The sequence below is a fragment of the Tenacibaculum ovolyticum DSM 18103 genome (assembly GCF_000430545.1).
GTDB classification, from domain to species: Bacteria; Bacteroidota; Bacteroidia; order Flavobacteriales; family Flavobacteriaceae; genus Polaribacter; species Polaribacter ovolyticus.
Map to the genome: position 1 here is coordinate 855029 of NZ_KE387163.1, position 24813 is coordinate 879841.

Genomic DNA, 24813 nt, shown 5'->3' on the forward strand with positions numbered 1-24813 from the left:
AACATTGTAACATCTCAGAATAAATTCGCCCCTTTTTAATAACTTTATTTTCATTCCCCATTATGAAAAAATCTCTTTCAAGTATTCTTGGCCCTGGCTTATTATTTGCTGGTGCAGCTATTGGTGTATCTCATCTTGTACAATCTACAAGAGCTGGTGCCGACTTTGGTTTTGGTCTACTTTGGGCATTATTAATTGTAAATATTTTTAAATACCCTTTCTTTCAATTTGGTCCAAGATATGCAACAGCAACTGGTGAAACATTATTAGATGGTTATAAAAAACTTGGTAAAGGTGTATTAATTTGTTATTACATTTTAAATTTTGCTACTATGTTTACTATTCAAGCAGCTGTAACAATAGTAACTGCTAGCTTAGCTTCAACTATTTTTGGTCTTACTAACGACTTGGTTATCTGGTCTGTAATTATATTATTTATAAGTATTATTATATTAGGTATCGGAAAATATAAGCTTCTTGATAATTTAATGAAATACATTATTATTATATTAACAGTAAGTACAATTATAGCTGTAAATGTTGCCATATTCAGTACTCAAAAAGGATTCACATTTCAACAAATAATACCTAGTGGAACAGCACAAATCACTTTTTTAATTGCTTTTTTAGGGTGGATGCCTGCTCCTTTAGATATTTCAATTTGGCATTCATTATGGTCTGTCGAAAAAAGCAAAACAACTTTCGAAAAAATTAAACCAAAACATGCTATTTTTGATTTTAACATTGGCTATTTAGGTACATTTTTTTTAAGCGTGTGTTTTCTTATACTTGGTGCCTTAGTAATGTATAGATCAGGAGAATATTTTTCTAATAAAGGAAATATTTTTGCTTCACAATTAATAAATTTATACACAAAAAACCTAGGGAGTTTTTCATATTTATTCATAGGTATTGCAGCGTTTACAACAATGTTTAGTACAACTTTAACAACTTTAGATGCTTCACCAAGAGCAATGACAAAAACATCTAATTTACTCTTTAGTAAAAAAAATAAGCTAAACTATTGGTTTTGGATACTCTTTCTTGCCATTGGTACTTTTATTGTACTAAAATACTTCTTGGCCGATATGGGATTCTTAGTTAAAACAGCAACTATTTTATCATTTTTAACAGCCCCTTTTTATGCTATTTTAAATTATATACTGATTACAGGAAAGCATACTCCTAAAAAGAATAGACCAAAATTGCCTTTACGTATTTTAAGTATTACGGGAATTGTTTTTTTAGTTGGATTTAGTATTTGGTTTTTAGTGAATTTATAATTCTTTTCTTTGTAAATTTGCATTTCAATTTTTATCGAATGGCAAACGAATCTTTAGTAATACCTGAAAGAGTAAAAAAACCAAAGTGGTTACGTGTAAAATTACCTGTTGGTAAGAAATATACTGACTTAAGAGGTTTAGTAGATAAATACAAACTAAATACGATTTGTACTAGTGGAAGCTGCCCTAACATGGGTGAATGCTGGGGAGAAGGAACTGCTACCTTTATGATTTTAGGTAATATATGTACTCGTTCTTGTGGTTTTTGTGGCGTAAAAACAGGAAGACCTGAAACTGTAGAGTGGGATGAGCCAGAAAAAGTAGCTCGTTCTATTAAATTAATGAGTATTAAGCATGCTGTATTAACATCTGTTGATAGAGATGACCTAAAAGATGGTGGCTCTATTATTTGGGCAGAAACAGTAAACGCTATTCGTAGAGCAAACCCAAATACAACTTTAGAAACATTAATCCCTGATTTTCAAGGAAACGAAAAACAAATTAACAGAATTATTGAAGTTGCTCCAGAAGTAGTTTCTCATAATGTTGAAACAGTTCGTAGATTAACTCGTGAAGTTCGTATTCAAGCGAAATATGATAGAAGTTTAAGTGTTTTAAAATACTTAAAAGAAAAAGGAATGCGTACTAAATCTGGAATAATGTTAGGCTTAGGTGAAACTGAGGATGAAGTTATTCAGACAATGAAAGATTTACGTGGCGTAGGATTAGATATTATTACTATAGGTCAATATTTACAACCTAGTAAAAAACATCTACCACTTAAAGAGTTTATTACTCCTGAACAATTTAAAAAATATGAGACATTAGGTTTAGAAATGGGATTTATGTATGTTGAAAGTGGCCCTTTAGTACGATCATCTTACAAAGCACATAAACATGCTAATTAATTAATAATTCCTTAACATTTTAACGTTTTAATGTTAAAAAAATGTCAATTGACTAATTCAGTACTATTTTACACTGTTTAATTTTTACTTTTGCCTAGTACTTATTAAGTTAAGTATATGAAAAAAGCCTTGTAAACTGTTTTCATTGTGTAAATTATTTGAATTAATAAATTAATAAAAGCCTATTCTTTTGAATAGGCTTTTATATTTAATGAAAAATAAGTTCGTTACTACCAGAAACCCCATCGAAGAAACACTATTTTTTAATATAAAAAGTATTTTAATTTAAAAAAAAAGACTTACGGCACAATTATTGATTAAAAACAAAATTGAAAATAACCTTGTAAACTGTTTTCATTGTGTAAACTATTTGAATTAGTTAAATAACAAAAGCCCACTCAAACGAGCGGGCTTTTTGTATTTTATAAAATATAGAAAATAGTTAATCTTATTACTCTATTCGAATTATATAGCACTTATAATATCGTACTTAGTTATAATATGATGTTTCCCGTTTTCTAAATCAACTAACACAGCTTGATTATTTTTTGTTATTAATTTAGAAACTTCATCAATTGATGCATTTAATTTTACTACTGGATATAAAGCTCCCATTACTTCTTTTATAGGCTTATCCGCTATATTTTTATCTTCAATATAACTACGTAATAAAGCTGATTCATCTACAGAACCAACAAAACCATTAACATCTCTTACAGGTATTTGAGAAATTTTATAATCACGCATTCTTTCAATAGCGTGTGAGACTAATTCTTCTGTTTGTGCTGTTATTAATGATTTATCAATATGTGACTTTATTAAATCTTCTGCAGTAGTACCTTTCTCTTCTAAGAAACCTCTTTCTCGCATCCAATCATCATTAAACATCTTACCTACATACCTACTTCCATGATCATGAAATATAACAACTACAACATCATCTTTTGTAAAATGTTCTTTTAATTGTAATATTCCTTTAATTGCTGAACCTGCAGAATTACCAACAAAAATACCTTCCTCCTTTGCTATTTTTCGTGTATAAACAGCAGCATCTTTATCTGTTACTTTAGTAAATCCATCAATTACAGAAAAATCAACATTTTTTGGAAGTATATCTTCTCCAATTCCTTCTGTGATATATGGATAAATTTCATTTTCATCAAAAATACCTGTTTCATGATATTTTTTGAACACAGAACCATATGTATCCACTCCCCAAATTTTAATATTTGGGTTTTTCTCTTTTAAAAATTTAGCTGTTCCAGAAATTGTACCTCCAGTACCAACTCCCACTACTAAATGAGTAATTTCACCTTCAGTTTGCTCCCATATTTCTGGCCCGGTTTGTTCGTAATGAGCGATAGCGTTTGATGGATTATCGTACTGATTAACATACCATGAATTTGGAGTTTCATCTCCTAAACGCTTAGAAACTGAATAATACGAACGAGGATCTTCTGGCTCTACATTCGTTGGACAAACAATAACCTCTGCTCCTACCGCACGTAAAATATCCATTTTTTCTTTAGACTGCTTATCAGAAATCACAAAAATACATTTGTACCCTTTTATAATAGCTGCTAAAGCCAATCCCATACCTGTATTCCCTGATGTTCCTTCAATGATAGTTCCTCCTGGCTTTAAACGACCATCAGCTTCAGCATCTTCAATCATTTTTAATGCCATTCTATCCTTTATTGAATTTCCCGGATTAAAGGTTTCTACCTTTGCTAAAACTAAAGCTTCAATTTCTTTAGTTACAGAATTTAATTGAACTAACGGTGTATTACCTATAGTTTCTAGTATATTTTTTGCGTATTTCATTTCTTAATTTTACAAATGCAAAGGTACTTCTTTTTAGTCATTTTCTAAAAAATAGTACTTTCATTACTTGCTCTTAACACTTTAAAGAATATTAAAGAGCACAAATAAATCATTTTATAAAATAGCCATTAAAATAACATCCTTAATTAAAAAAATAAATATCAATTAAGGTAAAAAAGTAGGAAAATCTATTTTTAGGCAGCCTTTCCTACTCGGGGATTCAAATCTACACAAAAATTAATCTTCTATAGAAATATGTATTGTGCTCGAAACTTTTATATTACGTCCATTATTTTCTAATGAGTTTAAAAAAGCTTTCATAGCTGTTTTATCAGTAATTAACTCAGTAATTCTAGAATTATCATAGGTACATTCATCATTTATATTCCCTTCTGTTCTAGATAGCCTTTGTAGTTTATGAAAATTAATTTTTAGGTTTACAACATCACCAATAATATTTAATACTTCTCTTTTTGTAAACTTACCATCAATTAATTTTAATTGTTTACCTGTTGTTTCATTCATAACTTCTAATGCTTCTAAAGTTGCGTTTGCCATAATTCTTTCCTTTATAATTTCTACGAGACTGATTCTTATATTTGGCAAAGAAATAATGTTTTTTCCATATATTTTTATTTATATTTATTATGGAATACATTAAAATATTTTATGACCTACACATTACATCAATTAGAAATATTTAGAAAAATAGCAGAAGTTAAAAGTGTAACTAAAGCTTCTGAGCAACTATTTTTAACACAGCCAGCTGTATCTATTCAGTTGAAGAATTTTCAAGATCAATTTAAATTACCCCTTTTTGAAATAGTTGGAAGAAAATTATATATAACAGAATTTGGAGAAGAGATTTCTAGTACTGCTGGTAAAATTTTAGATGAAGTAGAAGCTATAAACTATAAATCTGCAATTTTTGAAGGAAAATTAGCTGGTAAATTAAAAATTGCTATCGTTTCTACAGCTAAATATGCGATGCCTTATTTTTTATCTGATTTTATAAAAAAAAATGAAATGGTAGATTTAACAATGGATGTCACCAATAAGATGAGTGTGATTAGAAGTCTAGAAAACAATGAATGTGACTTTGCTATGGTTTCTACAATTCCAAAAAAACTAAATACTGAACGCATAGAATTAATGAAAAACAGACTCTATTTTGTCGCTAGCAAAAATTATAAAACTACTGAGAAATCAATATTAAAAGAATTAAATAAAACCCCTTTTATTTTTAGAGAAAATGGCTCTGCAACTCGTTTAGCAATGGAGAAATATTTAATAAAACATAAAATTAAAATTCAAAAAAAAATGGAACTCACCTCAAATGAAGCTGTAAAACAAGCAGTAATTGCGGGCTTAGGTATTTCAATAATGCCGGTAATTGGCATTAAAAACGAATTACTAAAAGGTGAACTACAAATTCTTAATATAAAAGATTTACCTATCGAAACCAATTGGAATTTAATTTGGCTAAAGTCTAAAAACCTATCATCTGTATCAAAAGCTTTTAAGAAACATATTCAAGAAAATAAAGACACTATCATCAAAAGCCAATTTGATTGGTTTACTGATTAATCTTTTTATGCAAACTTGATGGATTTTGATGGCAGTATTTTAGTAATAATATAAGATGGAATAACCAACATTAAGAAACACAATAACAATGTTCCTAAACTTAAAAGTAATACTGCCCAGAAACTAATATAAACAGGTACTGTTGCTACTGAATATGTAGCGGAATCTAAACTAATCACCTTAAAATATTTTTGAATTAAAAGAAATACTATTCCTATTAGATTTCCCCAAAACAATCCTTTTAAAATCAAATAAGAAGCATTGTATAAAAATATCTTTTGAATACTCCAATTAGCACCTCCTAAAGCTTTTAATATACCTACCATTTGCACTCTCTCTAGTATTAAAACTAACAAAGCTGTAATCATATTAATTCCTGCTATTAAAATCATAATACCAATAATAAACCACACATTATTATCAAATAGTTTAATCCATTCAAAAATTTTCGGATAGTTATCTACAATGGTAATACTATTTAATGTTGCTCCTATATTACTGTATATCTCATTTCCTTTTTGTGTTAATTGATCAAAATCATCAATTAAAACTTCAAACCCTCCAACTTGATCTTTATTCCATCTATTAATTTGACGCACTTCTCTAATATCACCAATTAACATTGTTTTATCAAATTGTTCAAACCCTGTATTGTAAATTCCTACAATAATAGGTTTTCTCATCTTGTATTTTAACCTACTTTTTTCTGCACTAAATAAAGTTTGAATCGTATCGTTTAATTTAAAATGCAATCTATTAGCAATAGCTTCAGATATTATTATTTCTTTATTTCTTTCTTGATTAAAATTAGGTATACGTCCTTTTATTAAATACTCCTTAAAAAAAGAAAAATCATAATCTGATGATACTCCTTTAAATATAATTGCTTCAAAATCGGTAGGAGTTCTTATAATACCACCCACATTTGCAAAAACTTGAACATTTTTAATCCCTTCAATATTTTTAAATTCTGGGTAAAAATCTTGATTCTTACTTATAGGAACTGTAGAAATATCCGAATTATTTGTATCGTAATTTACGATTTGAACATGCCCTTTAAACCCCGTCATTTTATCACTAATTTTCATTTGAAAACCAGCTGCTATCGATACTGATATTAACATGATAGCAATTCCTAAAGCAATAGCAATAGTTGCTATTTTAATTATTGGTGACGAAATATTGCTCTTATATTCTTTACTAGCAATAATTCGTTTGGCTATAAATAATTCAAAATTCAAAAGTTATCCATTTTTTAATAAATTCAAAAGTAATTAATATTATGATACGTATCTTTTAAATTATTCACTCTTTCACTTAAAAAAAGATTTTTTAGTAGTAATTTTATATTTTATAATACTCCATTAAATGAAAAACAATTTTAGTTGCCATATTTTATTTTTATTAGTTATTAGTTTTCAATTTACTTCTTGTGTCAAACAACAAAAACCAGCCGTAAAAAAAGTTAATAAAACGATACCTATATTAAAAACAGGTGCAGATAGAATTAGCTTATACACCTCTAAACTAAAAGGAAAAAACATTGCAATTGTAGCCAATCAAACATCTGTTTTAAATGTTTTACAAAGAGCCGAGGTAAGTTCAAATACAATGGGGTCAAAATTTGTACAACACCACTTAGTTGATTATTTACACAATTACAATAATATTACTGTAAAAAAAGTTTTTGCTCCCGAACATGGTTTTCGTGGTAAAGCTGATGCTGGTGAAACTGTAATTGACGGTATCGATCAAAAAACCAAACTGCCTATTATTTCTTTATATGGTAAAAATAAAAAACCTTCTTCTGAACAGTTAAAAGATATTGATGTTGTTGTTTTTGATATTCAAGACGTAGGAGCTCGTTTTTACACTTATATTTCTTCACTACATTATGTAATGGAAGCTTGTGCTGAAATAGGTATTCCTGTTATTGTTTTAGATAGGCCAAACCCTAACGGACATTATATTGATGGTCCTATATTAGAAACAGCTCATAAAAGCTTTGTAGGTATGCATCCAGTACCTATTGTTTACGGTATGACCATTGGTGAATATGGACAAATGATTAATGGTGAAAAATGGTTAGAAAACGGAATTACATGTGATTTAACAGTGATTCCTTTAGAAAACTACACACACAACTATAAATATAGTTTACCTATAAAACCATCACCTAATTTACCTAATGATGCTGCTATAAACCTATACCCTAGTTTATGCTTTTTTGAAGGGACAAATATTTCTGCTGGTAGAGGAACTAAAAAGCAATTTCAAATTTATGGTTCTCCTTATTTAAAAAAATCTAATTTTAAATATACACCGCAGCCAAACGAAGGTGCTAAATACCCAAAGTACAAAGGGCAATTATGTTATGGTGAAGATTTACAAAAAAACGACACTCTTTCTAATCTAAACTTATCATGGTTATTAAAAGCTTATAAAGAGTCTCCTAAAAAAGACTTTTTTAATTCTTTTTTCACAAAACTAGCTGGAACAAAAAAACTACAGCAACAAATAATACAAGGTGTCTCTGAAGAAAATATTAAAAGTACTTGGCAAAAAGATTTAAAAACTTTCAAAAAGGTTAGAGAAAAGTATTTAATTTATAAATAGTTTTCTCTAACTCTTAGAGTTTTTAATATTATTATTGGAAATTTTAAAACAATGATTTAATAATTTCATTAACAGTAATTCCTTCTGCTTCTGCTTTGTAATTTTTAACTATTCTATGCGATAATATTGGAATAGCAACTGCTTGAACATCTTCTATATCTGGTGAAAACTTTCCATTAATCGCTGCATGGGCCTTAGCTCCTAATATTAAATTTTGAGAAGCCCTTGGTCCTGCACCCCAATCAATGTATTTTTTAACTAGTTCTGTTGATTTATCAGATTTTGGGCGTGTTTTCCCCACCAAACCAACAGCATATTCAATTACATTATCTGCTACAGGTATTTTTCTAATTAACTTTTGTATTCCTATAATTTCTTGTGAAGAAAGTATTGAGCTTACATTTTGATTGATTATTGAAGTTGTACTTTTTACAACTTCTACTTCTTCTTCAAACGTTGGATATTCTAAATGAATAGAAAACATAAATCTATCTAACTGAGCTTCTGGCAAAGGGTATGTTCCTTCTTGCTCAATAGGGTTTTGTGTTGCTAACACAAAAAAAGGTAAATCTAATTTATAATGATGTCCTGAAACCGTAACAGATTTTTCTTGCATTGCTTCTAATAAAGCTGCTTGTGTTTTTGGTGGTGTACGATTAATTTCATCTGCCAAAATAATGTTTGAAAAAACAGGTCCTTTTATAAATTTAAACTGACGATTTTCATCTAATATTTCACTTCCTAAAATATCAGAAGGCATTAAATCTGGTGTAAACTGAATACGGCTAAATTGTAAACCTAACACATCTGAAATAGTGTTTACCAGTAATGTTTTTGCTAACCCTGGCACACCTATTAAAAGAGAATGACCTCCACAAAGAATTGATAACAATGTATAATTAACAGCCTCTTGCTGCCCAATTATAACTTTACCAATTTCTTGTTGTAATTGACTAAATTTTTTTACTAAATTATTTACAGCAACCACGTCTGACATATGTTTTTTTTTAAAATTTCTTCCTCAAGGATATTAATTTACAAACTATTATAAAATAAGATTCCCGCTAAACGCAGGAATCACAATATACTAAATTATTAGTTCTTATTTATTTTCTTTTCTCCAATCTTTTTTAAAGGTACAATCTTTATAATTATTACCTAATTTAATATAAGTCTCTTGTATTTTTTCTTTCGACCATTTTTTTATAGCTTCTTCTTTTTTCTTAGCTAAAGCAAACTGTTGCATTCTTACATAATCTTCTACAAGATCTGCTTTGTGTGTTTCAGTTTTATTTTTCAAGAAAATTACTTTATACATTTTCTCACCCTCACGTGTTTCATCATAAAAAACATCTGACAAATCTCCTTTTTTAAGTTCACTAATTCTTCCAAATAAATCTGGAGCCATTCTTGTTAACTCAAAAGTAGTTTCTTGTGTGTATGGATTAATTATTAAACCTCCATTATTCCTTGTATCTTTATCTTCAGAGTACTTTTTAGCCGCTTCTTCAAAAGTTAACTTACCTTCTTTTATTTCTTTTATAATCTTCTCTATTTCTTCTTTTGTTTCTTTTAACTTCTCGTCTGCAATTTCTGGTTGCATTAATATATGAGAAACATCACGTCCATTTCCTCTTATTTTATTTAATAAAATAATATGATACCCAAATGGAGATTTAAAAGGTTCAGAAATTTCTCCTTCTTCTAATGAAAAAGCTACTTCTTTAAATTCTCTTACAAAACCAGTTTCTTTTGTTATAACCCCCATATTACCACTATTTTGTGTAACACTAGGATCTTCTGAATTTATAATTGCTTTTAATTTAAAACTAGCTCCTCCCTCAACTTGTTTTTTAATTTCGTTAAGTTTATTTATAATACGATCATTTTCTTCTTTAGTTGGTTCAGCTTTTAATACAATTTGTGCTATTTCAACTTCTGCAGCAATTTCTGGCAGTTCTTTTTTATCATTTAACCCTTTAAAATATACTCTTACTTCTTCAGGGGTTACATCAACATTTTCTGTTATTTTTTGCTGCTCTTTTTCTATAAGAAGATTTTCCTTTTGTACTCTACCTAATTCTTTCTTTAAATCTTCAATATCATTAAAACCATATGCTTTAATCACTTTTTCTTCACTACCATACTCATTTGTAAAATAAGCGATACTTCTTGCCACCTTACTATCAATATCTGCTTGTGCAACAACAACACTATCAATCACACCATGATGCGCTAATAATTTTTGTTCCATTAATTCTTCTAACATTTCACAATTAGAAATCTTAACTTTCCCTTCGCTCCTTAACTCAACTTCTTGTTTAAATTTATCTATATCAGAATCTAAAACAATATTTTTACCAATTACTACAGCAACACCATCAATTTTAGTTTTCTGTGCATTTACAACACCCAAACTAGCTAAAAAAATGGTAAATAAAATACTAGTATTCTTTAAAGTTTTTGTTTTGAATTGCATCATTTATCAACGTTTTTTCTATCTCTCTAATTAATTCTAATTTTCGTTTGTGTAAAATAATTTGTTTTATCCTAGAACTCACAAATGTTAAAGGTGCTACCGTATTTTTTAGTAACATTTTTTTTACAGCGACCAAATATACTCCTAAACTATCTTCTTTTTGTATGTATTTAGATATTTTTAACAAATTTTGCTGAGTTTCAGCCTGAAAAGGGGGTATTTTTTTCTTTAAAAAAGAGAATGGTACCCAAGTTGAATCTTGTAATCGATAAGATTTAAAGTTTAACAAGTATCTATCTAAATCTTCTTCTCTAGAAAATTTAAAACTTTTTACTACCTCTTCTTTATCTAAAAAATCTTTACCAAAATGAACATAATCAAACTGTATTAGTTCTTCATTTAGTTTGAAATTTTCTTTATTTTTCTGATAATACCTATTAATTTCTTCTTGATTAACAATAGTATCTAACCGTTGTTTTATTAAACGTTCCTTATACCCATTTATATATAAACTTTTCTTGTAGCTATTTACTAAATTCTCTATTTTATCGCTATTAACACTAGAAATATTCTCTTCTGCTTTAGCTAATAGTAATTGTTTTTTAGCCCAAGAATTAATAAGTCCTTTTACAATTACAAGACTATCCTTTTTTGTAATACCTTTAGGTAATAACTCCTCAATATCCTTTTTGTACAAATTTTTATTATAAACTGTAGCAATAGGCTTATGTAGAGTAACCTTATTAGTTTTTAAACTAATAAAATCACAAGAAACGATAAGTAATAACACAAATAAATAGAATATTTTCTTCACCTTTTATTGATTATATATTTTTTTAAACTTATTTAATTCTCTTTCTCTTATTTTAACTTTATTTTTCACTTTTAAACTTCTAATCCAATCTTCTTCTATTTTTTTTTGATAATCATTAATTACTTGACCTTTTATACTATCAAGTTTTTCACCATTATATTTCACTTTATTTAAACTATAAAACTCTTTTAAGCCTAATGTATCTTTTGATGATTTATTCCAAATTTTTTCTTGCATCAAATTAAACAACAGCAGCCCTTCTTTATACTCTAATAACGTGTTTTTATATTGAGGTGTTGTGTTTATTAAATCATTTTTAAAATACTCTATAATTTGATTATTCTTAAATCGCTTATATAAATTACTTATTGATTTATTGTATTTACGCTCTATAAATTTAAAAAAAGTCTTTTGATAAATTTTCTTATCGTTAATAGACAACAATACCTTATTTAATTTTTGCTTTTTTAATTCCTTTATTTCAGATGTTAAAAAAACATTTATTGCTTTTTTATTTTCTACTATTTTATAATTAGCTGTCAATCTATTTAAAACTGCTTGTTTTGACAAACTTGCTCTATTAGACTTTTTCACTTTATTGGTTAATTGTTTTTTAACCTCTTCAAAAGTACCTAACGGATATTTTTTTAACAGCTTAACGATATGCCATCCGAATTTAGTTTTAAATGGCTTTGTATAATCCCCTTCTTGTTTTAATAATCTTACATTATTTTCAAAATCCTCAACCATTGTTCCGGTTCCAAATCTTGGTAACTTCCCTCCTAAAGAGGCTGTTCCTTTGTCGTCAGAATGCTTTTTAGCAACTTCTTCAAACTCCTCTCCTAACTGTATTTTTCTATAGAGCGAATCAATCTTTACTTTACCTTTTTTTGATTTTTTAATTAAAATATGAGCAACTTCAAACTCTCCTTTAGATGCTCTTTTTCCAGTAACCTTTAAAATATGATAACCAAATTTTGTTTTAAATGGTTCAGAAACTTCATTTAAAGGTGTATTGTAGGCTGCATTTTCAAACGCATGTAACATTGTAAAAGCAGAGAAATAACCTAAATTACCGCTATTTATTTTTACAGATGGATCTTCTGATACTTCTTTGGCAACTTTTTCAAAAGATTCTCCGTTTAATAGTCTGTTTCTAGCATTAGAAATTCTCTTGTATAAAGGTAATGTATCTAATTCAACTCCATTTTTAGGTAGTTTGATTAAAATATGACTTGCTTTAACTTCCGTTTTTTTTCTTTTGTATGCTTGCTTTATTAACTTATTTAAATATTTTACATCTTGTAAATAAGGAGCTAATAAATTATTTTCATAACCTTTTAGCTCTTGCTTATAACTTTTTAAAGTATCTAATTTTAACCTATAGGCTTCTTTTACTTTTAATTTATAATTTATAAACAATTCAAGATATTTATCTATGTCTTTAGAACTATCATCTACAACCAGTTCTAAATTTTTCTCATATACTTGTTTAAATTCAGAAACCATTACTGGCGAATTATTTATACGAAACAATTCTTTATCTTTTTGAGAAAAAGAATAACTCGCCATCAAAACCATTAAAAAAAACAAAAGAAACTTCTTCATTTTATAGTGAAATTATACCTTTAATAACATCTGCTTTTTTGTAATAAGCAATTACTTCATCTGCACTCTTAACAATTAAAAAAATAGAAAGGCTAATGTATTTACCTGTTTTTGATTTTTTTGTTTCAATAACAGCTCCACCTCCATTAAACACTTTCTTTACCTCTTCTTCTTGATTTGCATCTGTTGGCACAATAAATTTATACAAATATTTACTAGGAAATTTTGTAGTATCATCTAATTGTACTTTTAATTTACTGTAAAATGCTTCTCTATCTGACATAATGTTTTATAAAAAATTTAAAAAATAATTCTCATCATAAATAATCTTAAAATAGATGAAGCACAAAATTACACTATTTATTACATTTATAAATTGAAACTTATATTTTTGCACTATGCAACAAAAAATAGTTTTAATAGGAGGACCTGGTACAGGTAAGTCTTCAATTTTAAGAGAGTTTATAAATCTGGGGTATAATTGCATGCCTGAAATTTCAAGAGAAGTAACACTCAAAGCTCAAAAAGAAGGAATAGATCAATTGTTTTTAGAACAACCACTACTTTTTAGTCAGATGTTATTAGAAGGTAGAGAGCAACAATACATAGAAGCCGAAAAAAATGATACAGATATTGTTTTTTTTGATAGGGGAATTCCTGACGTACATGCGTATATGAATTATTTAGGCAATGAATACCCTGCTATTTATAAAGAAAAAAGTAATAAATATTTATATACGAAAGTATTTATGTGTGCGCCTTGGAAAAAAATATATCTATCTGATAATGAGCGTTACGAAACTTTTGAACAAGCTGTAAAAATTGATACTTATTTAAAGGAATCTTATAAAGAATTAGGATACGAAATTATCAATGTTCCTTTCGGGACAGTTAAAGAACGCTGCGATTTCATTTTACAATCGTTATAAGACGATGTATGAAGAATCTTTAAAAATATTACAACATTATTGGGGGCATAATTCATTTAGGTTTCCTCAACAAGAAATTATTACTACTGTTTTAAAAGGTAAAAACACTGTTGTTTTATTACCAACTGGAGGAGGAAAATCTATATGTTTTCAAATTCCCGCTTTGGTAAATGAAGGAGTATGCATTGTTATTTGCCCTTTAATAGCTTTAATGCAAGACCAAGTTGAAAGTCTTACTAGCAAAGGTATAAAAGCAACTGTAATTCCTTCAGGAAGTTCTCAAGATGAAATAATTACATTATTTGACAATATAAGATTCGGTAAAACCAAATTTTTATATCTTTCTCCCGAACGTTTACAATCCCGTTTTATTCAAGAAAAAATAAAACAATTAAATGTAAATTTAATAGCGATTGACGAAGCGCATTGTATTTCTGAATGGGGACATGATTTTCGACCTTCTTATCAAAATATATCTATTCTAAAAGAACTACACCCTAATACTAATATTATTGCTTTAACAGCTACTGCTACTAAAAAAGTAATTAATGATATTATTCTCTCTTTAGATTTAGAAGCTCCAAAAGTTTTAAAAAAATCTTTTTATAGAGAAAACTTAGCTTATCAAATTTTTAAGACTGATGATAAACTTCATAAGCTGAAACAAATTTTCATAAAAACGAAAGCTCCTGCAATCGTTTATGTCAATTCAAGGGTTAAAACAAAAGAAATTTGTTCGTATTTAAATGCAAATGGTTTTAAAAGTAGTTTTTATCATGGTGGATTAACTAGTATTGAAAAACAAATTTCTTTTGATAATTGGATTACCGAAAAAACACCAATTATAGTTGCTACTAATGCATTTGGTATGGGTATTGACAAACCAAATGTTCGTGTTGTTATTCATTTAAACCTTCCTGCATCTATAGAAAATTACATTCAAGAAGCTGGTCGTGGTGGACGAAATGGCAACAAAGCTTTTTCAGTTGTTTTAACTAATGAAAATGATATTAAACTAAGCAAAGAACTATTAAATAAATCACTCCCAACTATTGATGATATAAAAATTGTTCATCGAAAATTGTATCAACAATTTCAAATAGCTAAAGGAGAGTTTATTGAAACTGCTTTTGATTTTAATTTTTTAGAGTTTTGCAATAAATATAAATTAGTTCCTAATAGAACCTACAATGCCTTACAAATATTAAATAGTAATGGTATTATTGAATTGAATTCTAATTTTCAACAAAAATCTACCATTCAATTTACTGTTTCTAGTAAGCAAGTTTTATTATATTCTCAGCAAAACCCTTCTTCAAGAAACTTTATACAAACATTCTTACGTTTATATGGCGGTGTATTTGAAGCGCCTGTAAAAATTGATGAATTTTACATCGCTAAGAAAGCAGCAATTACTTCATGGCAAGTAATTAAAGAGCTAGAAAGCATGGTTGAAAAGGGATTATTGGAATATAACAAAGCAACTAATAATTCAGAATTATTCTTTTTACATCCGAGAGAAGATGATAAAACTGTAAATAAAGTTTCTAAAAATATTCATCTTTATTTAGAACAAAAAAAACAAAAAAACAAAGACTTATTAACCTTCATAAAAAACAATGAAGTTTGTAGGAGCATACAATTACTAGATTACTTTAATGAAAGTGTAGTTGAAGAATGTGGTATTTGTGATGTTTGTTTACAACAAAAACAAACTTCTTCTATAAAACCTATTACTATTGTTAACTTATTAAAGAATAGAAAACCTTTAACCGTTTATGAAATAGGTACACTGCTAAATGAAAAAGAAGCAAACATTTTAATACTTTTGCGAACGCTGTTATCAGAAGAAAAAATCAACGTTACTAACAATAAATACTTTTTACTATAAATGAGAGATTTACGCATCGTTTTTATGGGAACACCAGATTTTGCTGTTACCATTTTAAAACACCTTATTGAAAATGATTATAATGTAGTTGGAGTAATTACTGCTGTTGATAAACCTGCTGGTAGAGGTCGTAAACTCAATCAATCTGCCGTAAAAAAATACGCACTGTCTCAAAATCTACCTATTCTTCAACCCAAAAATTTAAAAAGTGAAGAGTTTCAAGAGGATTTAAAAAAATGGAATGCTAATTTACAAATAGTAGTTGCTTTTAGAATGCTACCTAAAGCTGTTTGGGCAATGCCAGAATATGGTACATTTAATTTACACGCTTCTTTACTACCTGAATATCGTGGAGCTGCTCCTATTAATTGGGCTATTATTAATGGAGAAACCAAAACAGGAGTTACTACTTTTTTTATTGATGATAAAATTGATACTGGTGAAATTATTTTACAAAAAGAGGTTCATATAAAGGAAGATGAAATTGTTGGTGAATTACATGATAAATTAATGTACTTAGGAGCAAATTTAGTTGCTGAAACCTTAGATCTAATAGCTACTGGAATTGTTAACACAACAAAACAGCCAGAATTAGAAGAAAAACCTGCTCATAAGCTATATCCTCATAACTGTAAAATAGATTGGTCTAAACCTTTAAACCAAATTTACAATCATATAAGAGGATTAAACCCTTATCCTGCAGCTTGGACAACAATAAAAAATGGAGAGGACGAAATTTCTGCTAAAATATACAAAACTACAAAAGAGTTTTCATCTCATAATTTAACTAACGGAAGTGTTATTACGTCTAAAAAAGAATTAAAAATCGCTGTACAAGACGGTTACCTCATTATTGAAGAAATAAAAATTTCAGGTAAAAAATTAATGGATATAAAAAGTTTATTAAACGGTTTTCAATTTGACAAAGAAGCAAAAGCGCTGTAGCCCTTTATTCATGGGGTTTTGGCTTTTTTTGAAAAAAATAACTAGGGTTATTAACAATTACGCATCTTTTATTAACAAAATACTAGTTTTTCACAGTCAAAACTTGCATGGTACCGCATTCCTACTATATTTGTTGAGCTATTAAGCGAAAAACGAAAATTAACTTTTTAAAATTATCAAAATTATGAACAAATCAGATTTAATCGATGCAATGGCTGCTGACGCAGGAATTTCTAAAGCTTCTGCTAAACTTGCATTAGACTCTTTAACTTCTAATGTTACTAATTCTTTAAAGACTGGGAACAAAGTTGCATTAGTTGGATGGGGAACTTGGTCTGTTTCTGAAAGAGCTGCTAGAACTGGTAGAAACCCTCAAACAGGAAAAGAAATTCAAATAGCTGCTAAAAATGTAGTTAAGTTTAAGGCAGGTGCTGGTTTAAGTGACTCAGTAAACAACTAAAACTTTTCTTTAAATATATTTAAAACAGCATTTAGGCAACTAAATGCTGTTTTTGTTTCTAATAGTGTCACAAATAAAAGTAATTATTGTCTCTTAATTAGAATACAAAACATAAATCATGAAAAATACAATTACTTTTATTGCTGTTCTATTTTGTCTTACAATTCATGCCCAAAAAATAGTAAACGCTTCAGATATTATTCAAAAAATTAAAAACGGTAAACCTGTAGAGGTTTCTAACGCAACTATTAATGGTGTTTTAGATTTTACTTTTATGAATGAGGCTTTACCTAAATTACCTAAAAGAAAAAGCTGGTGGAATAATGGTGGCTCAAACACAATAGAAAAACAAATTACAAATAAAGTTTCTTTTATTAATTGTACCTTTAATGATAATGTATTAGCGTATATACCTCATGAGAAAAGCGGTTATACATTTATTGCAAATTTTGAAAGTGATGTAATTTTTAAAGGTTGTAATTTTAAACAGAAAGCAATGTTTAAATATTCTGAATTTGAACGAAATACAAATTTCTCAAACACCAAATTTAATGACGACTCCACTTTTAAATATGCCAAATTTGAAAGAAATATTTCATTTGAGAATACTTTTTTTGAGGAACCTGCTACTTTTAAGTATGCTGAATTTAAACAACATGTAAGTTTTAAAAACTCAGTATTTAGTGAAAGTGCAACTTTTAAATATACTGAATTTAAAGAAGGTGTATCTTTTAATAACGTAAATTTCAAAGAAGATTTAAATATAAAATACACAAATGTATCTGGAGATTTTAATATTATAGATATGAATGTAGCGTATGAGATAGATTCTAAATACACGAACATTAATGGTAAAAGCTTTAATACGTATTTATTAAATAATAAAAAGTAATAATCTACTAAACGACTTTAAGTATTTTTTAATTTTATAGTTTATCAAAAAAAGGAATGAATTCTATTTAATATAGAACTCATTCCTTTTTTAATTTTAAGTAATTAAAGAATCTAATTATTCTTTTTTACTAAACGATATCTTTTATCAATTCATATTTTATTTCTGCATAATCAGAAATAAGTTTCTGAGCTAATGAATAATCTTGCTCTTTAGAATGCTCACTTTTATAAGCTACACAATAAATTCCGCCATCATAGGCAGCCCTTATACCATTTGTAGAGTCTTCAATAACTAAGCATTCTTCTTTTCTAACCTCAGCAATATCAGCTGCCTTTAAAAATATTTCTGGATGTGGTTTTGATGCCTTTAAATCTGCTCCACTAATTTTCCCTTTAAAGTACTGATTCAAATCAAACTTATTAAAAACATTATCTATCGTAACCATAGAAGCTGAAGATGCTAATACCAATGTAACTCCATTTTCATAATAATTTTGAATCAAATCTAATACACCATCTAGTAATTGTAAATCATTTTTATCAGAGAAAAAAAGCTCTTTAAAAAAAGCCCTTTTATAAGCAACTAATGCTGTAGCTTCTAATGATAATTTAAATTTATTTACTAAATCTTTACAGATATCTATTGTAGATTGTCCTGTATAAGAATTATATAATTCTTGAGAAACTTCAATTCCCACTTTAGAAAACATTAAAAAATATGCTTTCTTGTGTAATGGCTCAGTGTCTACTATTACACCGTCCATATCAAATAAAACTGCTTTTAAAGCCATTGTTCTTTGTTTGTATTATATCACAAAAGTAGACATTTACACAATACAAAAACAACTATTTTTCTCACATTGTTTTAATACCAATTATATATTTTTTTATGAATTTAGAGCAATATTTCACTCATACTTTTCTCCTTCTTAAAAGAAAAGTTACTCTTCCATCAGCCTTCTCTTTTATAAGAACATCAGTTAATATTTTACAATAATTTATTTTTAAAACCTATTTATTAAACTTAACTCAATATGTAAAGATTATTTTAATAAAATTGACTTCACACGAAAACATGATTATTTCTATATTTTTATTTATTTTTAAAATCTATAATAGAATTATGAGTTAATTCTTTTATAGATTTTATTTTTAATGAGAATACATATATCTAAATAACAAATATGAAAAAATTACTTTTTTTATTATTGATTCAGGTTTCAGTTCAATCTCAAAACATTCTGTTTGTAGGTAATAGTTTAACCTACACTAATGACATGCCTGATATATTAGGATATATTGGAAAAAAAAATGGTATATCAATTAAAACAAAAGACATATCTCTTCCCAATCATGCTATTATTGATCATATTGAAAAAGGAGAGATTCAAAAAAAATTAGCAAAGAGAAAATATGATTACATAATCATTCAACAAGGACCATCGTCTCAAAAGGAAGGTAAAAAAATGTTGATTGAAGATGGAGGAAAAATAAAAAAAATCTGTACTAAATATAAAGTTGAACTTGGTTATTTTATGGTATGGCCATCAATAGGCTACTACCACACCTTTGATAAAGTTATTGAAAATCATAAAATTGCAGCAAAAAAAAACAAAGCTATCTTATTTTCTGTTGGAGAGAAATGGAAAATGTATAATTCTTTTAAAAACTTACAAAGTCTTTATAGTTTAGATAATTTTCATCCATCTAAAGCTGGAAGTTTTTTAGCCGCCTTAACTATTTTTCATAAACTACACCCTAAAATAAATATAGAAAACTTACCTCATAAGGACTACAAAAAGTGGATTACCAATAAAAAATCTTTTAAAAAAATAATTCAGATAATTAATTTGAATTAATTATCTGAATTATTTTTTCTATTACTATTATCTTAAAATCATCATAGCTAAATTTAAATACCACTTATCGAATCCTTCATTCCCTATTCAAAGAACACTTTAATTAGTAATGGTTTAATCAAGACTATTATTATAACATACTATTTTTGCTCACATTGTTTTAATACTTTTTCTGCTCTCTTTAGCATGAATTTAGGATAAAACTTTATTGTTATTTTTTCTTTCTTACCTAACTCAATTGCCTTTTTTATATCATTGCAAAATGGAGCGGTAGACTGTCCAAAAAAACGAGCTGCTCCAATATCTGCCTCTGCTTTACTTAAAATAACTCTTGGGTTATTGGGTGCTAACTTAAAAGATTTTGAATACAATCCTTTATTTTTCATAGACATAGACATCCCATATTTTTGCCCATCAAAAGCCATATAAGCCGTATTTAGCAACGCTTGTGTTATTAAAATTTCTGGATTATCTGGTGAAACAATCATTGCCTTATCTAAAAACTCTTGAGCCTTATTTAATTTAGCTTTTAAAACAACTTCTTCTTTTACACCAAAACTTCCAATAATTTCAATAGTTGCTGTATAATAAGAAGGCAACCAATTATCATTCTCTGCCTTTGATATACGTTCAAATAATTGACCTGCTTCTTTATTTTTGTTTGCTCCCCATAACTCAAAAGCTTTCGACATTCCTTTTTCATACTGACTCTGTGCAGATAAACTTACCGTAAAAACCAATATTATTAAAGTGCTTATTATTTTCATCTTATTTTATATTTATATTTAATTTTATATCTTTTAATACCTTAAACTTTGCGTCCTTATATTTTGGTGGTCCCATAAAGCCTTTAGCATTATTAGACATACCTGTTGGCTCCTTAGGAATTCCTAAAAAATTAGTATCCATTTTTTTATTATCATTAATATCATGAAAAACCGAGACAGCATATACTCCAGCTGAAATATCTTTTAAAACTACTATCGCCTTTTTATTAACTATTTTTACAATAGTTCCATTTAGAGGCTTTTTTAAAAAAGTATCTTCTGTATTATAAAGAGCTACAAACAAACTCCCTTTATTTGATTTAATCCCTTCAAACTCTAAAGTAATTGTATGTTTTTCTTGAGCTATACTATTTATAATACCACTTAAAAATAGTATCATTATTAAAATACTTCTTTGCATTTCTTTTTGTTTTTAATTAATAGTTCAAATATCTTAACTTTTCTTATTGTTTTATAAAAATTGAGACTGAGTTGTTGTTTTTTATTACTGAACTGTTTAACAACTTCTTTTTTCTTCGTAGAGGCAACAGATACATTTTTTGTTTTTTTATAGACGAAATTGAGAATAATCCTCAATGAGAAAATAATTTTCTTTTCAAAAAACATCACTTGATTTTTTAATTTCTGTTTTTTTTATTGGTAAAACTTTCAAATTAATTAGCTATTAAAATCAAATACAAAAACAACATCACGCATCACAAGGAAACAAAACACTCAAAAACAATAGATTAACAATAATATAGTATCTATTTAAGATAAATTACGCATTACCAATATTTCATAAAAATTATAATTTTACAAAAGATTTAATTAATTAAAATTACAAACTCCTTCAATTATGAAAAAAATTAACTTTTTAATTGCGTTTTTCACACTATCAGTATTTTACAGTTACTCACAATCTGAACATGCTTGTAAAGCCAGTGAACAGAACGAAATTTATTTTAAAAAACACCCAGAATCTAAAATTGAACATCAAAAATTTAACTTATTTACAAAAAAACATGCAAATAATAAACTAAGTCAAAAAGCAGCAGCTGCTACTTATACAATACCAGTTGTATTTCATATCTATGGAGATGTACAACATGGAAAAACAGTTACAACAGATAAAATTAAAGTTGCTTTACAAAAATTAAACGACGACTTTCAAGGTTTAAACCCTGACTTTAATAGTGTTGATTCTTATTTTAACGCTAGAAAAAGTACACTTAACATTGAATTTAAATTAGCAAAATTAGATCCTTATGGAAACTGTACAGAAGGTGTTGTTTATTATCCTGAAAAATCTGGTTACGGTAATGGTGGAGGTTATGATTCTCAAATAGCAAATGATGCTTGGGATAACTACAAATACATGAACGTATATATTCAAGGTGATTTATACAATGATGGTGCATCAACAAACTCTGGTGTTGCATGGTATCCAAACACATCTATGTCTAATAGTAATACCGCCAGGGTTGTTTATAACGGACAATACTTACATGGAAATACAGGTGATGAATTTGCCTCAATTTTAACTCATGAATTTGGACACTATTTAAACCTTATACATACGTTTGAAGGAGGATGTACTTACCCTAACGATGAAGTTACCGATACACCTGCTGAAGATGGATCAATTACAGGTACAAGCTGTGCTCCTAGTACAAATTGTGAAGGAAATTACATTAATTACGAAAATTACATGGGATACAATGGTGCTAGATTTGGCTGTTACAAAATGTTTACATCTGGACAGACTAATAGAATGTTAGCTGCCTTACAACATCCTGCTCGTCAAACATTATGGCAATCACAAAACTTAATTGACACAGGTGTTAATAACTCTGGTGCTGCATTAAGTATAGACAACGCTATTGTAAAAGAACTTATAGCTAACAATGGTTCATTTAACCAATCTGCTACTATAACAGTTTCTGGTGCAAATTTTGCGTCATCATCTGCAACCTTGGTTTCTGGAACAGATTATTCATTAAGTTTACCACAAGGATTATCAGCAACAGTACAAACAACATCATACACTACTGCTAACATAACAATTACGGGTACTGCGAACAATCATTTAACTTCAAACAATCTGGTTGCTAATTTAACTTTTAACAATTCAGCTATTGGTGCAAACCAAAGTTTATCATGCGCCTCTGTAGGATTAAATTTTAAATTTTACGATCCTTTTGAAATAATTTATGAAAACATTGCTGATGCATCTGCAGGTACAGGAGCAACTTGGAAATGGTTTTCTCTTACTAAAATAAATGGAGATGGAGCTTATGGTGCATGGCAATATACTGGCACTCATTTAAAGTTAGAAACATACGGTAAAAAATTAGTTACATCTTCTGCTACCAGAAACATTACTTTACTTAACAACAACCAACTAATTTCTACTAGTAGCAATTTTACAGCACCAGGCGCATACCCAGATCAATTAGATTTAAGAACCTTAAGCCATACGACTTGGGATGGACAAACTGGTTATATTGGTTTTTCTGCTGTTCATAATAACGAACCTATCCATGGTTGGATGAAGGCTAGTGTTACCTCTGACGGAAGTGGTATGACTATATATGAATATGCTTTTTCAACAAAGCCAAATGGTGATATACGAGCAGGGCAAACAATAATTGACAATAACCCTACTCCTGTTAACGCTCCATCTAATTTAACCAGTACCTCTAATTCCTCATCTGAAATAGTATTAAATTGGTCAGATAATTCATCTAATGAAGATGGTTTCTCTATTGAAAAAACGAGTGCTAATGGTAGTTTTTCTGTAATTGCCACTACAGCAGCCAACGCTACTACTTATACTAATACAGGTTTAACTGCTAGTACAGCATACTCTTACAGAGTTCGTGCTTTCTCAGGAAATACAAATTCAAGTTATTCTAATACCACAACAGCAACAACAAGTGCTGATACTGGTGGAGGAAACTACTGTACTATTACAGGTAGCAATACTTACGAATACATACAAAATGTAACTATTGATAGTTTTTCTAACACTTCTGGAGTGGATGCTAATGGTTACGGAGATCATACCTCTCAAACAGTTAATTTAACTCCTGGAAATGCAACTAGTGTTAGTTTAACACCTGGTTTTTCAGGTTCTGCTTATACTGAACATTGGGCTATTTTTATTGACTATAATAAAAATAACTCATTTGAACCTTCTGAAAGAGTTGTAGATGGTCTTTCTGGTAACGGAGTTGTTTCTGGTAACTTTACTGTTGATAATGCTGCTTCTGGTACTACAAGAATGCGTGTAATTATGAAATATTATAGCTCACCTACTGATGCGTGTACAGTTATAGGTGATGGTGAAGCTGAAGATTATACCGTTTCATTTTCTGGAAGTGGAAACGAACCTACACCTACATTACCAACACCTGAAAATATTGGTGACTCTGGAGTATATAATACAGGTTTTTATGCTTCTTGGAATACCGTTTCTGGAGCAACAGATTACGAGGTTCAACTTCTTAAAAACGGAAATTGGGTAACAGAAGGTACTTCTACTACTTATTATCTTTGGGTATCGAAACAAAATTCTGATACGAATTACACATTTAGAGTTAGAGCAAAAAACTCGACTGAAAATAGTGCATGGAGTAATCAACTAAGTATTTCGCTTCCTGTAGCAGGTCCTACTGCTTCATTAACATCTACATTACTTCAACTATCTGTATTTCCAAACCCTGCTACAGATTATATTACCATAAGAAGTACTACCAATGAAAATGTTTCTGCTCAATTATTTAATATCCAAGGAAAAAAAGTAGGAGAGTTTACAAATAAAAATAAATTTTCTGTACAACACCTTACCAAAGGAATGTATATTTTAAAAATGAAAACTAAAAAAGAAAGTACTTTAAAAAAGCTTTTAATAAAATAATTCGATTTTTCATTAACTAGTTCTAAA

At 28.3% G+C, this 24813-nt stretch carries 22 protein-coding genes; 11 read left to right on the top strand and 11 right to left on the bottom strand.

Annotated elements, in window-relative coordinates; genetic code table 11:
• Positions 1-62: 62 nt before the first annotated feature.
• Positions 63-1283, top strand: a complete 1221-nt coding sequence (locus tag H518_RS0113955; protein ID WP_028889637.1) for an Nramp family divalent metal transporter — start codon at positions 63-65, stop codon at positions 1281-1283.
• A 38-nt stretch (positions 1284-1321) separates the two neighbouring features.
• Complete coding sequence (gene lipA, locus H518_RS0113960) at positions 1322-2191, top strand: lipoyl synthase (RefSeq protein WP_028889638.1); 870 nt, start codon at positions 1322-1324, stop codon at positions 2189-2191.
• Between the two features lie 465 nt (positions 2192-2656).
• On the opposite strand, the gene H518_RS0113965 is transcribed toward lipA, so the two are convergent.
• Together H518_RS0113965 and H518_RS0113970 are read right to left on the bottom strand one after the other, a co-directional pair.
• On the bottom strand, positions 2657-4015 hold the full coding sequence (locus H518_RS0113965; RefSeq protein WP_028889639.1) for a pyridoxal-phosphate dependent enzyme: 1359 nt from the start codon (positions 4013-4015) through the stop codon (positions 2657-2659).
• Between the two features lie 237 nt (positions 4016-4252).
• Positions 4253-4573 carry a hypothetical protein gene (locus tag H518_RS0113970; protein WP_051263786.1) on the bottom strand — a complete coding sequence of 107 codons (321 nt, stop codon included), beginning with the start codon at positions 4571-4573 and terminating at the stop codon, positions 4253-4255.
• Positions 4574-4684: 111 nt separating this feature from the next.
• On the opposite strand from H518_RS0113970, the gene H518_RS0113975 reads away from it, so the two are divergent.
• Positions 4685-5602 carry a LysR family transcriptional regulator gene (locus H518_RS0113975; RefSeq protein WP_028889641.1) on the top strand — a complete coding sequence of 306 codons (918 nt, stop codon included), beginning with the start codon at positions 4685-4687 and terminating at the stop codon, positions 5600-5602.
• A 5-nt stretch (positions 5603-5607) separates the two neighbouring features.
• Here the strand turns inward: H518_RS0113975 and H518_RS0113980 are convergent, their stop codons facing one another.
• Positions 5608-6843 carry an ABC transporter permease gene (locus H518_RS0113980; protein ID WP_028889642.1) on the bottom strand — a complete coding sequence of 412 codons (1236 nt, stop codon included), beginning with the start codon at positions 6841-6843 and terminating at the stop codon, positions 5608-5610.
• A gap of 127 nt (positions 6844-6970) precedes the next feature.
• Between H518_RS0113980 and H518_RS0113985 the strand changes: the two genes are divergently transcribed.
• Positions 6971-8218 carry an exo-beta-N-acetylmuramidase NamZ family protein gene (locus tag H518_RS0113985; protein WP_043706950.1) on the top strand — a complete coding sequence of 416 codons (1248 nt, stop codon included), beginning with the start codon at positions 6971-6973 and terminating at the stop codon, positions 8216-8218.
• 43 nt (positions 8219-8261) lie between these two features.
• Here H518_RS0113985 and H518_RS0113990 read toward each other — a convergent pair whose 3' ends face one another.
• The 5 genes from H518_RS0113990 to H518_RS0114010 all read right to left on the bottom strand — a co-directional run bounded on the left by H518_RS0113990 (position 8262) and on the right by H518_RS0114010 (position 13402).
• Complete coding sequence (locus H518_RS0113990; RefSeq protein WP_028889644.1) at positions 8262-9215, bottom strand: AAA family ATPase; 954 nt, start codon at positions 9213-9215, stop codon at positions 8262-8264.
• A 105-nt stretch (positions 9216-9320) separates the two neighbouring features.
• A complete protein-coding gene (locus tag H518_RS0113995; RefSeq protein ID WP_240472520.1) occupies positions 9321-10700 on the bottom strand; it encodes a peptidylprolyl isomerase in 1380 nt (459 codons plus the stop codon).
• Positions 10663-11511, bottom strand: coding sequence for a hypothetical protein (locus H518_RS0114000; protein ID WP_028889646.1), 849 nt, complete (start codon positions 11509-11511; stop codon positions 10663-10665). The genes H518_RS0113995 and H518_RS0114000 overlap by 38 nt, the downstream gene beginning before the upstream one ends.
• A 3-nt stretch (positions 11512-11514) precedes the next feature.
• Positions 11515-13119, bottom strand: a complete 1605-nt coding sequence (locus H518_RS0114005; RefSeq protein WP_028889647.1) for a peptidylprolyl isomerase — start codon at positions 13117-13119, stop codon at positions 11515-11517.
• A gap of 1 nt (position 13120) precedes the next feature.
• Positions 13121-13402 carry a DUF493 family protein gene (locus H518_RS0114010; protein WP_028889648.1) on the bottom strand — a complete coding sequence of 94 codons (282 nt, stop codon included), beginning with the start codon at positions 13400-13402 and terminating at the stop codon, positions 13121-13123.
• Positions 13403-13517: 115 nt separating this feature from the next.
• On the opposite strand from H518_RS0114010, the gene H518_RS0114015 reads away from it, so the two are divergent.
• The 5 genes from H518_RS0114015 to H518_RS0114035 all read left to right on the top strand — a co-directional run bounded on the left by H518_RS0114015 (position 13518) and on the right by H518_RS0114035 (position 18236).
• The gene (locus H518_RS0114015; protein WP_028889649.1) at positions 13518-14048 is read left to right on the top strand and encodes an AAA family ATPase; all 531 of its coding nucleotides are present in this window, start codon (positions 13518-13520) and stop codon (positions 14046-14048) included.
• Between the two features lie 4 nt (positions 14049-14052).
• Positions 14053-15939 (top strand): RecQ family ATP-dependent DNA helicase, encoded by a 1887-nt coding sequence (locus H518_RS0114020; protein ID WP_028889650.1) that lies wholly within the window; start codon positions 14053-14055, stop codon positions 15937-15939.
• On the top strand, positions 15940-16884 hold the full coding sequence (gene fmt, locus H518_RS0114025) for a methionyl-tRNA formyltransferase (protein WP_205618016.1): 945 nt from the start codon (positions 15940-15942) through the stop codon (positions 16882-16884).
• 184 nt (positions 16885-17068) lie between these two features.
• The gene (locus tag H518_RS0114030) at positions 17069-17344 is read left to right on the top strand and encodes an HU family DNA-binding protein (RefSeq protein WP_028889652.1); all 276 of its coding nucleotides are present in this window, start codon (positions 17069-17071) and stop codon (positions 17342-17344) included.
• 118 nt (positions 17345-17462) lie between these two features.
• Entirely contained in the window at positions 17463-18236 is a 774-nt protein-coding gene (locus H518_RS0114035; RefSeq protein ID WP_028889653.1) for a pentapeptide repeat-containing protein, read from the top strand.
• A gap of 130 nt (positions 18237-18366) precedes the next feature.
• Here H518_RS0114035 and H518_RS0114040 read toward each other — a convergent pair whose 3' ends face one another.
• Positions 18367-19029, bottom strand: a complete 663-nt coding sequence (locus H518_RS0114040; RefSeq protein WP_028889654.1) for an HAD family hydrolase — start codon at positions 19027-19029, stop codon at positions 18367-18369.
• A 393-nt stretch (positions 19030-19422) separates the two neighbouring features.
• Here H518_RS0114040 and H518_RS19930 point away from each other — a divergent pair, with 393 nt between their 5' ends.
• The gene (locus tag H518_RS19930) at positions 19423-20097 is read left to right on the top strand and encodes a hypothetical protein (protein WP_043706955.1); all 675 of its coding nucleotides are present in this window, start codon (positions 19423-19425) and stop codon (positions 20095-20097) included.
• Positions 20098-20237: 140 nt separating this feature from the next.
• On the opposite strand, the gene H518_RS0114050 is transcribed toward H518_RS19930, so the two are convergent.
• Together H518_RS0114050 and H518_RS0114055 are read right to left on the bottom strand one after the other, a co-directional pair.
• Positions 20238-20864 carry a tetratricopeptide repeat protein gene (locus H518_RS0114050; protein ID WP_028889655.1) on the bottom strand — a complete coding sequence of 209 codons (627 nt, stop codon included), beginning with the start codon at positions 20862-20864 and terminating at the stop codon, positions 20238-20240.
• A 1-nt stretch (position 20865) separates the two neighbouring features.
• Positions 20866-21285, bottom strand: coding sequence for a DUF2141 domain-containing protein (locus H518_RS0114055; protein WP_028889656.1), 420 nt, complete (start codon positions 21283-21285; stop codon positions 20866-20868).
• Between the two features lie 438 nt (positions 21286-21723).
• On the opposite strand from H518_RS0114055, the gene H518_RS20590 reads away from it, so the two are divergent.
• Complete coding sequence (locus tag H518_RS20590) at positions 21724-24786, top strand: M43 family zinc metalloprotease (RefSeq protein WP_051263787.1); 3063 nt, start codon at positions 21724-21726, stop codon at positions 24784-24786.
• Positions 24787-24813 lie beyond the last annotated feature (27 nt).

Excerpts from the sequence above, each read along its gene's own strand:
- H518_RS0113955 (WP_028889637.1), top strand. The coding sequence starts at position 63 with ATGAAAAAATCTCTTTCAAGTATTCTTGGCCCTGGCTTATTATTTGCT.
- lipA (WP_028889638.1), top strand. The coding sequence starts at position 1,322 with ATGGCAAACGAATCTTTAGTAATACCTGAAAGAGTAAAAAAACCAAAG.
- H518_RS0113965 (WP_028889639.1), bottom strand. The coding sequence starts at position 4,015 with ATGAAATACGCAAAAAATATACTAGAAACTATAGGTAATACACCGTTA.
- H518_RS0113970 (WP_051263786.1), bottom strand. The coding sequence starts at position 4,573 with ATGGCAAACGCAACTTTAGAAGCATTAGAAGTTATGAATGAAACAACA.
- H518_RS0113975 (WP_028889641.1), top strand. The coding sequence starts at position 4,685 with ATGACCTACACATTACATCAATTAGAAATATTTAGAAAAATAGCAGAA.
- H518_RS0113985 (WP_043706950.1), top strand. The coding sequence starts at position 6,971 with ATGAAAAACAATTTTAGTTGCCATATTTTATTTTTATTAGTTATTAGT.
- H518_RS0113990 (WP_028889644.1), bottom strand. The coding sequence starts at position 9,215 with ATGTCAGACGTGGTTGCTGTAAATAATTTAGTAAAAAAATTTAGTCAA.
- H518_RS0113995 (WP_240472520.1), bottom strand. The coding sequence starts at position 10,700 with ATGATGCAATTCAAAACAAAAACTTTAAAGAATACTAGTATTTTATTT.
- H518_RS0114005 (WP_028889647.1), bottom strand. The coding sequence starts at position 13,119 with ATGAAGAAGTTTCTTTTGTTTTTTTTAATGGTTTTGATGGCGAGTTAT.
- H518_RS0114010 (WP_028889648.1), bottom strand. The coding sequence starts at position 13,402 with ATGTCAGATAGAGAAGCATTTTACAGTAAATTAAAAGTACAATTAGAT.
- H518_RS0114015 (WP_028889649.1), top strand. The coding sequence starts at position 13,518 with ATGCAACAAAAAATAGTTTTAATAGGAGGACCTGGTACAGGTAAGTCT.
- H518_RS0114020 (WP_028889650.1), top strand. The coding sequence starts at position 14,053 with ATGTATGAAGAATCTTTAAAAATATTACAACATTATTGGGGGCATAAT.
- fmt (WP_205618016.1), top strand. The coding sequence starts at position 15,940 with ATGAGAGATTTACGCATCGTTTTTATGGGAACACCAGATTTTGCTGTT.
- H518_RS0114030 (WP_028889652.1), top strand. The coding sequence starts at position 17,069 with ATGAACAAATCAGATTTAATCGATGCAATGGCTGCTGACGCAGGAATT.
- H518_RS0114035 (WP_028889653.1), top strand. The coding sequence starts at position 17,463 with ATGAAAAATACAATTACTTTTATTGCTGTTCTATTTTGTCTTACAATT.
- H518_RS0114040 (WP_028889654.1), bottom strand. The coding sequence starts at position 19,029 with ATGGCTTTAAAAGCAGTTTTATTTGATATGGACGGTGTAATAGTAGAC.
- H518_RS19930 (WP_043706955.1), top strand. The coding sequence starts at position 19,423 with ATGAAAAAATTACTTTTTTTATTATTGATTCAGGTTTCAGTTCAATCT.
- H518_RS0114050 (WP_028889655.1), bottom strand. The coding sequence starts at position 20,864 with ATGAAAATAATAAGCACTTTAATAATATTGGTTTTTACGGTAAGTTTA.
- H518_RS0114055 (WP_028889656.1), bottom strand. The coding sequence starts at position 21,285 with ATGCAAAGAAGTATTTTAATAATGATACTATTTTTAAGTGGTATTATA.
- H518_RS20590 (WP_051263787.1), top strand. The coding sequence starts at position 21,724 with ATGAAAAAAATTAACTTTTTAATTGCGTTTTTCACACTATCAGTATTT.